General features: G+C 59.9%; 11 protein-coding genes. 5 read left to right on the plus strand and 6 right to left on the minus strand.

Annotated elements, in window-relative coordinates; all coding sequences use genetic code 11:
* Nucleotides 1-16: 16 nt before the first annotated feature.
* On the minus strand, nucleotides 17-1,666 hold the full coding sequence (gene ettA, locus EYC79_RS18520; protein ID WP_130979002.1) for an energy-dependent translational throttle protein EttA: 1,650 nt from the start codon (nucleotides 1,664-1,666) through the stop codon (nucleotides 17-19).
* Between the two features lie 116 nt (nucleotides 1,667-1,782).
* Here ettA and EYC79_RS18525 point away from each other — a divergent pair, with 116 nt between their 5' ends.
* The 4 genes from EYC79_RS18525 (at nucleotide 1,783) to EYC79_RS18540 (ending at nucleotide 6,601) form a co-directional block, all read left to right on the plus strand.
* On the plus strand, nucleotides 1,783-2,748 hold the full coding sequence (locus EYC79_RS18525) for an alpha/beta hydrolase (RefSeq protein WP_130979376.1): 966 nt from the start codon (nucleotides 1,783-1,785) through the stop codon (nucleotides 2,746-2,748).
* A gap of 72 nt (nucleotides 2,749-2,820) precedes the next feature.
* Entirely contained in the window at nucleotides 2,821-4,026 is a 1,206-nt protein-coding gene (caiB, locus tag EYC79_RS18530; RefSeq protein WP_130979004.1) for a succinate--glutarate CoA-transferase, read from the plus strand.
* Entirely contained in the window at nucleotides 4,023-5,687 is a 1,665-nt protein-coding gene (locus EYC79_RS18535; protein ID WP_130979006.1) for a thiamine pyrophosphate-binding protein, read from the plus strand. The genes caiB and EYC79_RS18535 overlap by 4 nt, the downstream gene beginning before the upstream one ends.
* A 149-nt stretch (nucleotides 5,688-5,836) precedes the next feature.
* Entirely contained in the window at nucleotides 5,837-6,601 is a 765-nt protein-coding gene (locus EYC79_RS18540) for a HugZ family pyridoxamine 5'-phosphate oxidase (RefSeq protein ID WP_130979008.1), read from the plus strand.
* Between the two features lie 105 nt (nucleotides 6,602-6,706).
* Here the strand turns inward: EYC79_RS18540 and EYC79_RS18545 are convergent, their stop codons facing one another.
* The 3 genes from EYC79_RS18545 to EYC79_RS18555 form a co-directional block, all read right to left on the minus strand.
* Nucleotides 6,707-7,048, minus strand: coding sequence for a RidA family protein (locus tag EYC79_RS18545; RefSeq protein WP_062440491.1), 342 nt, complete (start codon nucleotides 7,046-7,048; stop codon nucleotides 6,707-6,709).
* A 43-nt stretch (nucleotides 7,049-7,091) separates the two neighbouring features.
* The gene (locus tag EYC79_RS18550) at nucleotides 7,092-7,430 is read right to left on the minus strand and encodes a protein tyrosine phosphatase family protein (protein ID WP_062426491.1); all 339 of its coding nucleotides are present in this window, start codon (nucleotides 7,428-7,430) and stop codon (nucleotides 7,092-7,094) included.
* Between the two features lie 124 nt (nucleotides 7,431-7,554).
* Nucleotides 7,555-8,391: a DUF4432 family protein gene (locus EYC79_RS18555; protein ID WP_130979010.1), complete on the minus strand. Its 837-nt coding sequence runs from the start codon at nucleotides 8,389-8,391 to the stop codon at nucleotides 7,555-7,557.
* A gap of 212 nt (nucleotides 8,392-8,603) precedes the next feature.
* On the opposite strand from EYC79_RS18555, the gene EYC79_RS18560 reads away from it, so the two are divergent.
* Nucleotides 8,604-10,061 (plus strand): L,D-transpeptidase family protein, encoded by a 1,458-nt coding sequence (locus EYC79_RS18560; protein WP_112360240.1) that lies wholly within the window; start codon nucleotides 8,604-8,606, stop codon nucleotides 10,059-10,061.
* A 103-nt stretch (nucleotides 10,062-10,164) separates the two neighbouring features.
* Here EYC79_RS18560 and EYC79_RS18565 read toward each other — a convergent pair whose 3' ends face one another.
* Nucleotides 10,165-11,394: an MFS transporter gene (locus tag EYC79_RS18565; protein WP_130979011.1), complete on the minus strand. Its 1,230-nt coding sequence runs from the start codon at nucleotides 11,392-11,394 to the stop codon at nucleotides 10,165-10,167.
* Between the two features lie 48 nt (nucleotides 11,395-11,442).
* The gene (locus tag EYC79_RS18570) at nucleotides 11,443-12,063 is read right to left on the minus strand and encodes a TetR/AcrR family transcriptional regulator (protein WP_130979013.1); all 621 of its coding nucleotides are present in this window, start codon (nucleotides 12,061-12,063) and stop codon (nucleotides 11,443-11,445) included.
* Nucleotides 12,064-12,189 lie beyond the last annotated feature (126 nt).

Consider the following 12,189-nt stretch of genomic DNA (forward strand, 5'->3'; position numbering starts at 1 on the left):
TGAGCATCAATCGAGCTTAACGCGTCAGGCGCTTGTAAGCCTGGCTGCCGGGGTTCAGCGCATCTGGGCCAAGACGACGGATCTTGTCCTGCTCGTAATCCTCGAAGTTGCCTTCGAACCATTCCACATGACCGTCGCCTTCGAAGGCGAGGATGTGCGTGGCCAGACGGTCGAGGAACATGCGATCGTGGCTGATGATGATGGCGCAGCCGGCGAAGGCTTCCAGCGCGCTTTCCAGCGCACCCAGCGTTTCGGTATCGAGGTCGTTGGTCGGTTCGTCGAGGAGAAGAACGTTGCCGCCGGCCTTCAGCATCTTTGCAAGGTGAACGCGGTTGCGCTGACCACCGGAGAGATTGCCGACCTTCTGTTGCTGATCGCCGCCCTTGAAGTTGAAGGCACCGCAATAGGCTCTGCTGTTCATGTCGAACTTGCCGAGCTTGATGATTTCCGCGCCGCCAGAAATTTCTTCCCAGACGGTCTTGTCGGCATCGAGAGCATCGCGGCTCTGGTCGACATAGCCGAGATGAACCGTTTCACCGATGCGGATCGAACCGGCATCCGGCTTTTCCTGGCCGGTGATCATCTTGAACAGCGTCGACTTACCTGCACCGTTCGGGCCGATGATGCCGACGATGCCGCCTGGCGGCAGCTTGATCGACAGATCGTTGATCAGCGTGCGGCCTTCGAAGCCCTTCTTGACGCCTTCCAGCTCGACAACGACCTGACCGAGACGTTCGGAAACCGGAATGATGATCTGGGCATCGCCGGGACGAATGTTCTCGGCCGCATCGACCAGCTGTTCGTAGGCCTTGATACGCGCCTTGGACTTCGCCTGACGGGCCTTCGGGCTGGATGCAATCCACTCCTGTTCGCGCGACAGCGACTTCTGGCGACCGGCTTCTTCACGCGCTTCCTGCTGCATGCGCTTGGCCTTGGCCATCAGATATGCGGAGTAGTTGCCTTCGTAAGGAATGCCGCGGCCACGGTCGAGCTCGAGGATCCAGCCCGTGACATTGTCGAGGAAGTAGCGATCGTGGGTGATCATCATGACGGCGCCGGGATAGTCGCGCAGATGCTTTTCGAGCCAGGCGATCGTTTCAGCGTCCAGATGGTTGGTCGGTTCGTCGAGCAGCAGCAGGTCCGGCTGCGACAGCAGCAGACGGCAAAGGGCGATACGACGACGCTCACCACCCGAAAGAACGGTCACGTCGGAATCCTTAGGCGGGCAGCGCAGCGCTTCCATCGCCATTTCGACCTGCTGTTCAAGGTCCCACAGGTTCTGGCTGTCGATGATATCCTGGAGCTTGGCGCCTTCATCGGCGGTCTCGTCGGAATAGTTCATCATCAATTCGTTGTAGCGGTCGAGCACGGCCTGCTTGTCGGCAACGCCTTCCATGACGTTTTCGAAGGCGTTCTTGTTGGGATCGAGCTTCGGCTCCTGTTCCAGATAGCCGACAGTCGCGCCTTCGGCCAGCCACGCTTCGCCCGTGTATTCCTTGTCCTGACCGGCAATGATGCGCAGAACCGTCGACTTACCGGCACCGTTGGGCCCGAGAATACCGATCTTGGCATCCGGGTAGAAGGAGAGGTTCACGTTCTCGAGAATCTTCTTCGCGCCATAGGACTTGTTCAGCCCGGACATGTGATAGATGAATTGGCGTGCCATTGTAGCGAATGCTCCGCGTCGGATGTGAAAATTCGGATTGGGAAATTTGCCGCTATGTAAGGTAAACGGGGCTGAGGAGCAACCTCTTGGCCAATAATAAGCAAGTGGAAGAGCGTATGGGCGACGATCTGATGTTCGGCAAAATCGAGCGGCTGGAAAGCGCATCCGGCGCTACGCTCGCCTATCGCCATGAAGCTGCCAGAGGCGAACCGCAAGGTGTTCTGATGATCTGCCACGGGCTTGTCGATCATGCCGGGCGCTATCGCCACTTCGCCGATTTCATGGCCGATCACGGCTTCGAGGTCTATGCGCATGACCATCGCGGCCATGGCCGCACACGCTCGGCGGACGCGCCAATCGGCCGCTTCGCCGCCAAGGAAGGGCTCTACAAGGTCGTCGAGGACGTCATCGCCATGCGCGATCTGGTCGAGCAACGCCATCCAGGCCTCCCCGTCATTCTCTTCGGTCACTCCATGGGCGGACTGATCGCACTCAACACCGCCGTCAGCCACCCGGATCGTTTCGACGCACTCTCCATCTGGAACTCCAACTTCAACACCGGCGTGATGGGCCGCATCGCGCAAAGCGTTCTGCGCATCGAAAAAATGCTGAAGGGCTCCGACGTGCCGTCCGCCGTTCTGCCAAAAGCCACCTTCCGCATCTGGAATGCGCGCATGCCGGAAAAGCGCACCACAGCCGACTGGCTGAGCCACGACAAGGCGGCCGTCGATGCCTATGTGGGCGATCCGCTTTGCCAGTTCGAGGCAAGTGTTTCGCTGTGGCAGGATGTCTTCGAAATGTCCTACCGCGGCCCGAAACTGATCCAGCGCTTGTCCAAGCAGCTTCCCATCCTGCTCGTCAGCGGTGACCAGGATGCCGCGACCAATGACGGCCGGGAAATTCGCTGGCTGGCGGAGAAATTCCGCAATGCCGGCTTCTCGGATGTGGAAGACACGATCTACAAAGGCATGCGCCACGAGACGCTGAACGAGATCGGCTGGGAAAAGCCTGCTGCGGATTTCGCGGCATGGGCTGCAAGAGTGACAGCCGGAAAGAAAAGCGTCGTTTCCCAAACGGAATAAGGCCATGAGATAAATTCACATGCGCGCCTCAACCCGCCCGTTTATAAGGCTCGGGAAAGCGCAAGGTAACTCATGGTCGAACCCTCATCGTCGAAAGAGCCGCCCCTGAAGGGCATTCGTGTCATCGAACTTGCTCGCGTTCTGGCAGGGCCATGGGCGGGCCAGATGCTTGCCGATATGGGTGCCGATGTCATCAAGGTCGAAAGCCCGGATGGTGGCGACGATACCCGTGCCTGGGGACCGCCCTTCGTCGAAGGCCAGGATGGCGACAACCTCTCGGCCGCATATTATCATTCAACCAATCGCGGCAAGCGCTCCATCACTGTAGACCTCAAGACCGAGGAAGGCCGACAGATCGTGCGGCGCCTGGTCAAGACCGCCGACGTGGTGATAGAGAACTTCAAGCGCGGCGGGTTGGAGAAATACGGCCTGGATTACCAGAGCCTTCGCGCACTGAACCCGAAACTGATCTACTGCTCCATCACCGGTTTCGGCCAGACGGGGCCATATGCGGATTTTGCCGGTTACGATTACATCGTCCAGGGCATGTCCGGCTTCATGTCGATCACTGGTGAGCCGGACGGCCAGCCGATGAAGGCGGGCGTAGCCGTCGCCGATATCTTCACCGGCATCTATTCCGTCACCGCCATTCAGGCAGCCCTGATCCACACCCTCAGAACGGGCCAGGGTCAGCACATTGATATGGCGCTGCTGGACGTACAGTCCGCCGTGCTGGCCAATCAGAACATGAACTACCTGATCTCGGGCAAGCCGCCCGTCAGGCTCGGCAACGCACATCCGAACATCTCCCCATATGAGGTGGTGCCGACAGCCGATGGCTTCCTGATTCTTGCCGTCGGCAATGACGGTCAGTTCAAGCGCCTCTGCAAGATCCTCGGCATCGATGCGATTGCCGATGACGAGCGCTATGCCACCAACAAGGCGCGCGTGGCGCACAAGCTGGACGTCCGGCAGATCGTTTCCACCGAGACGCTGAAATGGATGAAGCGGGATCTTTTGACCGCCTGCGAAAGCAATGCGGTTCCGGCAGGCCCGATCAACTCCATTGAGGAAATGTTTGCCGATCCGCAGGTTCAGGCACGCGGTCTTCGCATCGATCTGGAAGCCGCCGATGGCACGGTCATCCCCGGCGTCCGCACGCCGATCGTGCTCTCGGAAACGCCGCTGCGCTACACCCGTCCAAGCCCGCGCCTTGGAGAACATCAGGCCGAAGTTCTGGCCGAACTGGACGATATCGAAAGGAACATCGCGCAATGACGACTTTGGGAAAGAGAACCGGCGGGCAGCTGATTGTCGAGGCGCTGAAAGCCAATGGCGTATCGCGCGTCTCCTGCGTGCCGGGCGAAAGCTATCTGGCGGTTCTGGACGCGCTCTATGAAAGCGGCATCGAGACCGTCGTCTGCCGCCAGGAAGGTGGCGCCGCAATGATGGCCGACACCTGGGGCCGCCTGACCGGCGAACCCGGCATCTGCATGGTCACACGCGGTCCAGGCGCCACCAATGCGTCCGCCGGCCTGCATGTCGCAAGACAGGATTCGATCCCGATGATCCTCTTCATCGGCCAGGTGCAGCGCGACGCACGCGAACGCGAAGCCTTCCAGGAAGTCGAATATCGCCGCGCCTTCACCGAATTTGCCAAATGGGTTGGCGAGATCGACGATGCCCGCCGAATCCCTGAATTTGTCACACGCGCCTTTGCGGTGGCAACATCCGGCCGCCCCGGCCCCGTCGTGCTGACACTGCCCGAAGACATGCTGGTGGAAGAGGTCGAAGCCCCCGAAGCCAAAGCTTATACGCCGGTCGAAAACCATCCCGGCCGCAAGCAGATGGAGAAGTTCACAGACCTACTCGCAAACGCCAAGCGTCCGATGTTCATCCTCGGCGGCACGCGCTGGTCGGAAGCAGCAGTTGCCTCCTTCAAGAATTTTGCTGAAAGCCTGAAGGTGCCGGTCGGCTGCTCCTTCCGCCGCCAGATGCTCTTCGATCACACGAGTTCCTCTTATGCAGGCGATGTCGGCATCGGCATCAATCCGGCGCTATCGAAGGAGATCAAGGAGTCCGATCTCATCGTGCTTGTCGGCGCCCGCATGTCGGAAATGCCGTCCTCCGGCTACACCATGCTGGACATCCCCTACCCATCTCAGACGCTGGTGCATGTCTTCCCAGAGGCCGAGGAGCTTGGCCGCATATATCGCCCGGATCTCGCCATCTGCGCCGCGCCAGAGGACTTCGTCGGAGCTCTGGCAGAGCTCAAAATGGATGCAAACCCAGCTTGGGCAGAACGCACCTCTGCCATGCACGAGGCCTATCTGAAATGGTCCACACCACCCAAGACCGGTCCCGGCAACGTGCAGATGGGGCCGATCATGGACTGGATCGAGGCAAATGTGCCAGAAGATGCGATCTTCACCAACGGGGCCGGCAACTACGCCACATGGGTCCACCGCTTCCACCGTTTCCGCCGCTTCAACACACAAGCCGCGCCCACCTCCGGCTCCATGGGTTATGGCCTGCCCGCAGCCGTTGCGGCAAAACACCTCTTCCCGGCACGAGAAGTCATCTGCTTTGCGGGTGATGGCTGCTTCATGATGCACGGACAGGAATTCATCACCGCCGTGCGCTACGGCCTGCCGATCATCACGGTGCTCGTCAACAACGGCACCTATGGCACGATCCGCATGCACCAGGAGCGGGAATATCCCGGCCGCGTCAGCGCCACCGATCTCGTCAACCCGGATTTCGTCGCCTATGCCAAGGCCTTCGGCGGACATGGGGAGTTGGTGGAAAAGACCGAAGACTTTGGTCCTGCCTTCGAGCGCGCACGCGCCAGCGGCAAGGCGGCCATCATCGAAATCAAGCTCGACGCAGAAGCCATTACCCCTGCCCGCACGCTGACGCAGATCAGGAACAAGAGCTGAAGTCGCAGCCATTCCTCTCTTCCCTCGGTCCTGTCTCCGTGACAGAAATCAGCTGAAGCGCGTGAGCGCGATAAAGTAGACACGACAGTCCGGTATACCGGGCTGGCTTGATCTCTTTGACGAGCAGGAATGAGGAACGACAGACTGCCATGCACAACAGCAAAATCCCGGTCATAACACCCCGCAATGCCAAGATCGAAGCTTCGGCCGGTGCTCCCTTCGAAGCTATCCGAGTGGCACGCGATGTACTGCTGACATCACGAACCTGCGGTCTGGCAACTCTCGATCCCGCAAGCGGCTACCCCTACAATACCGCCACCAACATCGCCGTCGAGCCGGATGGAACGCCGTTCTTTTTCGCCGCGCGCCTGGCGCTTCATGCGCGCAACATCGAGGCTGATCCGCGCATCTCGCTGGTGCTGGCTCCCTTTAACAAGGGCGACGCCCTTACCTTGCCCCGTCTGACATTGGTCGGCCGGGCGGAACTGATGAGCGACGCGGAAACACCACTTGCCAAGGCGCGCTATATCGCGCGCTACCCAAAGGCCAAGCTCTACCTCGGTTTGCCGGACACCCAGCTTTACCGGATGAGGATTGACGGCGTGCAAATCAATGGCGGCCCTGCGCGCAACGCCAGCAACATCACCGCCGACGACCTGCGCACGGATTTGACCGGCGCAGAAAGTTTGATCGCTGCGGTCGATGACGAGATTGTCCGCATCAACGCGGTCAAAGGCGAAGCCTCACGGCTCGCCGTCATGGCCGGTAAAAAGCCCGGCGCATGGAAGGTCACCTCGATCGATCCGGACGGCATCAATCTGGCCTCGTCACAGGATCTGGCAAGACTGTGGTTTGCCGAGCGGGTCACCGACTTGAATCAACTTACCAAGGCACTGACTCAATCTGCGAAGTGATCGCGGTAAGAGATTCGGTTTAAACGATTTTTCGGCTTCACATATTCTCCGCAACAAAAAAGCCGGCCCAATGGACCGGCTTTCAAAACATCTGTCGCCTGATGATCAGATCGCGGCAGTGACGATGAACTCGACCTTGTAGTCCGGCGTTGCCAGCGCAGCTTCGCTGGTGGCGCGCGCCGGTGGGTTGGCCGGGTCGATCCAGCCTTCCCAGACGGCGTTCATCTCACCGAAGGTGGACATGTCGGAAAGGTAGATGATCGTCTGCAGGATCTTCGACTTGTCGGAGCCGGCCAGAGCCAGCAGGCGATCGACTTCAGCCAGCGCGGACTTGCTCTGTTCGGTCACGGAGGTGCCTTCGCCGACCTGGCCTGCGAGGTAGACGGTGTTGCCGTGAACGACGGCGCCGCTCATGCGCTTGCCCGGTTCGATACGCTTGATGCTCATGGAAATACTCCTGTTTGGTAGGCTTTAGATAAACGGCGCGGGATCAACCGCGCAGATGATGAGTCTTTTCGTAAATAGCGGTGGAGCGCGCACCGGAACGGCAATAGCCGAGCATCGGGCGCTGCAATTCGTCCAGCGCATCCACCATGCCGCTAACCGCATCCGGATCGACGCCGAAGCGACCAACCGGCACATGCATGATCGTCAGGCCGAGCTCTTCAGCCCGTTCGGCGATATCGGCAAAACGCGGCTGGCCTTCCTCCTCGTCATCGGGTCGATGGCAAACGATGGATTTGAACCCGAGCGCCTTCACCTCATCGAGATCGGCCACGCTGATCTGGCCGGTTACGGAGTAATCGTCATCGATGCGTCTGATATCCATCTTCTGTCCTCCGAGGGCGACGGCATTGCGGAACCCAAAGCCCCGCCATTTCGCAAAATCCGTATCCGATGTAAGGGGTTGAGCCGGACGCGTCAATGACAGGCTTTTTCAATTAAACAGCCGTTTAGAGAATAGAAAAGCGCAAACCATAGCTGCGGCTCTCACCCGGCTGCAACATATTGAACTCGCCTGCTCTTACCAACTCGGCACGGTCCACCCAGCGATGCGAGACCGGCTCTATGCCAAGCACATTGGCCGGCGCCTTCTGGTTTCGCCACATCTGCAGATAGGGCAATGTGTTAGTGCGAAACGAGACTTTCAGGCGCCGCCCACCAATGGATGCCATCGGCCCAAGCGTCAGCGATGCCCAGCCATTTTCTCCTTGCGCCGGCACACAAAAGACGCTGCCCGGCTCGTCTCCGAAGCGCCATCCGAAACCACCGCCGTCAAAGGACGCGCCCTGAAGCCGCACCGCACCGTCAAACAGCTTCGCGGCAACGTTCATGTGATACATGAGGAATGTCGGACGAGCATGATCGCTGGTGTTGGTCACCCGGTCCTCAAGGCTCACCTCACCGCTCGCTCCATCGATTCGCCAGACCCGCTCCAGGAGCGCTGTCCCGCCGTCAGCGAGCGAGACAGGAACCTGTGCTGCTGCTTCGGCATTACCATCCGATACGGACCAGCGCGTGATCTCGGCCGGATGAGAGGAGAAAGAGCCATGCAAGGGAAACTTTCTCCCGCTCGCATCACCCGGAATGGGCTGCGGATGACGGATATGGTCTGGACCGCAGGTGAACAAAAACCCCTCGAGCGAATGATCGATACGGGGGTCGCCATCGTCCGGAATGGCGCGCTCGGGCGCAATGTTCACACCTTCGACGATGCAGGGGCCGATATCGAGCACAGAGGTCTCGTCAAGGAAAATGGACGGCGACTTTCCGGCTTTGAACTCTTTCATCAGTGGCTTCTCCCACGCATGTCTATGACGCCTTCGAATGAGGCTTGTCCCGCGCGAATGCGTAATATCTGTGATGCTATTGACGCAAGTTCACGCAAAAGCGATCGCAAGGGCCAGAAATTAAGATTGCATTAACCGCGAATTCACCTTTTTCACAATAGGGTCAAGATTACCGTGTGTTTATTGGGACTAACCCAAGGGATCGCAAGAACGTGAAACTTTTTCTTAACGCCGTGTTCTGTCTGGCAGTCGCAGCATCGCCGGTGCTTGCACCGTCGCACGCCTCCGCACAGCAGCGCTATGTCACTCAGGAACAGGGCGTCCTGGTCGCGCCCGACGGCACCGTTCTCGACTATCTGCCGAACCCGAATGATGTGGTCATCAGCCGTGATCGCATGGGCCGCACCGTCTATTACGACCGCTATGGCAACCTCGTCGGCACGCAGATGCCGGGCGGCGCTCAGCAGCAGCGGCAGGCGCCGCGCGACCCGTACCAGGCGCAGCGAGATCCCTACTACAGCGAACCCGACACCTATTATCCCCCGCCGCCCGGCCGATACCGCGAGCCTGAACAGCCGCGCCGCAGCTATGGCTATCAGGAGAATCAGCGCTCTCAACAGGGTAACGGCCAGTACCGCGACTACCGTGAGTTCCGCAATGATGGCATCGGCGACGATGTCTATACGGGCTCGGTCGAGCCCCAGCGCGGCGATGTCGAGAGCGGCCCGTTGAGCCAGCCGATGCCGGGTGAAAGCACGACAGCCGCCGTGCCACAGCCGGACCATCTGATCGAGCGTAATCAGCCGGTCACCGCACCGGTCAATCGCTCGCGCCAGGAAATCGTCGCTCTTCAAGTCTTTCTCGACCGCGAGGGCATTTCGCCCGGCGTCATCGACGGCAAGATGGGCGACAACGTCAACAAGGCCATTTCCGCCTGGCAGGAGATGACCGGCGAGCGGCTGGACCCGAACAACACCGACGACATTCTCGAGCGTCTTCGTAACAGCGGCGGCATGGCGATCGTCGACTACACGATCACCGCAGCAGATGCGGCAGGCCCCTATGTCGCTTCCATCCCGGATGACTATGCCGCCAAGGCTGAGCTTCCCGCCATGTCCTACACGTCCACCACGGAAGCGCTGGCCGAGCGATTCCACATGGACGAGACCTATCTGAAGGAACTCAACCCCGGCGTTGATTTCACCGTTCCCGGCACGATCATCAAGGTTGCCAATCCGGGTGAACCAAAGAAGGGCCAGGTCGCGCGCATCGTGGCGCACAAGGGCATCAAGCAGGTCTTTGCTTACGACGAGGGCGGCACGCTGATCGCCGCCTACCCTGCGACCATCGGTTCTTCGGACACACCGTCCCCAAGCGGCACCCACACGGTGGAGCGTATCGCGCTCAATCCGGGCTATACGTACAACCCGAAGATCAACTTCCAGCAGGGGCAGAACACCCAGATCCTGCAGATCCCGCCAGGGCCGAACGGCCCCGTCGGGACGGTATGGATCGCGCTTTCCAAGCCGACATACGGCATCCATGGGACGCCGGAACCTTCCAAGATCGGCAAGACCAACAGCCATGGCTGTATCCGCCTGACCAACTGGGACGCCACGGAGCTTGCCAAGATGGTCCGCCCCGGTGTCGTGGTAGAATTTGCCGAATAGTATCCGGTCCCTTTGAACAAAAATCCCCGGCCAGGTCATGGCCGGGGATTTTTCGTTTGAGCGGTTTGTTTGACTCAGCAGATGATCGAGACCATCCGAAGCCTCAGCCCACTCTCACTGCCCGCTGCTCACTTCTCCGCTCTGTGAGGAAGAAGCCGAGAGCCATGACCGGCAAGGCGAAGCCTAGCCAGGATGCCGCTGTCCACTGTCCGTGGGAATAGGCCCAGCCGCCAAGCGCCGATCCGACCGCACCGCCCATGAAGAAGGTTGCCATGAAGACGCCGTTGAGGCGGCTGCGAAACTCTGCGCCGAGCGCAAAGATGGCACGCTGGCTCAGCACCAGATTGGTGGTGACGGCAAAGTCCAGGATGATGGCGGCGACAACCAGCAGTGCCAGAGACAGATGGGATCCTTCCGGCGCGATATGGGTGACGAGGAAAGACGTCGCAGCTGTGATGAGCGCAAAGAGCGTTGCCCCCCATGTCCAGCCGCGATCCGCGACGCGTCCGGCGATGGGAGCCGCAATCGCACCGGCCGCACCCGCCAAGGCAAAGAGCGCGATTTGTCCCTGCGTCAGTTGGAAAGCCGGGCCGCTCAGATAAAGCGGCGTGGTCGTCCAAAACAGGCTGAAGGCGCCAAACATCGCTGCCTGATAGGCAGACCGCCGCTGCAGGATCGGTGTCGTGCGCGCAAGCTCCGCCATGGATGCCAGAAGCGCACGATAGGGCAGCTTCGCATCCGGCATGCGCCGTGGCAACTGACGATGGAGCACCATTGCCAGAATACCCATCGCCACAGCAGAGACGAGGAAGACGCCACGCCAGGAGACAAACTCCGAGAGAATACTGGAGACCGGGCGCGCCAGCATGATGCCGACCATCAAGCCGCTCATGACATTGCCGACCACCCGTCCGCGGATCGCAGCCGGCGTCATATGCGCGGCGAAGGGCACGATCATCTGTACCGCAACCGAACTGACGCCGACGAGGAACATTGCAAACAGAAAGGGGCCGGCATGCGGCGCGAGCGCCGCGGCAATCAGAGCCAGAACCGCTGTCGCAACCGTACCGACGATCAGCTTGCGATTTTCCACCAGATCGCCGAGCGGCACGACGAACAGAAGGCCAAGACCATAGCCGATCTGGGTCAGAGTCACGATCAATCCAGTCGCTGCGGGTGATAGGCCGAGTTCATGGCCGATCACGCCTGCCAAGGGCTGCGCATAATAGATGTTCGCTGCCACGAGCCCACAGGCGCTCGCCAGCAAGAAAATCATGGCGGACGACATCGTCTCTGCCACCGCTTCATTCGTGTCGACAGCTTTCAAAGCCATAACGTCACTCCAAATTAGGAAACAATCATTTCCAAATTAAACAAAAGATCAATCGAAAATGCGCATGGCGGCATCCACGACCGAAGACATATCCTCCCGTGAGGGGCCGGTCTTGCCGACAACCCGCATTCCATACAGCAGGCAGAGCGCCGTCTTGGCCAGAACGTCCGCATCGCCCCGACCCGTAACAGAGCCATCCGCCTGCCCTTCCCGCACAAGGCGGGCCAGTATCTTCTCGCGCGCCTCGATGGCGCTGCGCACCACGCGCGCCACATCGGCATCGAGCGACGCCAGATCGGCGGCGGCCCCGACGATCAGGCAACCCTGCTCACCGGACGGGCCCGCCGAGTTGCCGGCATAAAACTCCATCGCCGCCCTCAGCCTCTCGCGGCCATTTTCACCGGCTTGCACCTTGGCCTCGAACCGCTTCGTCTGCACCAGCTTGTAGCGCTCGACCGCAGCGATATAGATATCCTTCTTGTCCTTGAACGCCTTGTAGAGACTGCCCTGCGTCAGTTCCATCGCCTCCGTCAGATCGCCCACCGAGGTGGCATGGAAGCCACGCTCGGAAAACACACCAATCGCCCTGTCGATAGCGGCATCAACATCGAACTCGCGCGGTCGGCCGCGCTGGCGATTGGGCAATGGCGAGGAGGCAATCTCTGTCATGGATCGAGATATAGGAAATGATCGTTTCCAAATCAAGCAAAAGTTTTCAGCCTTTGTCATGGAATGGCCTCCTCACAGAGAATTCCCCTCGTCAAAAAGGCCACAGAATGTTCCCGATTTGGGAAT

The sequence above is a fragment of the Agrobacterium cavarae genome (assembly GCF_004310285.1).
Classification (GTDB): domain Bacteria; phylum Pseudomonadota; class Alphaproteobacteria; order Rhizobiales; family Rhizobiaceae; genus Agrobacterium; species Agrobacterium cavarae.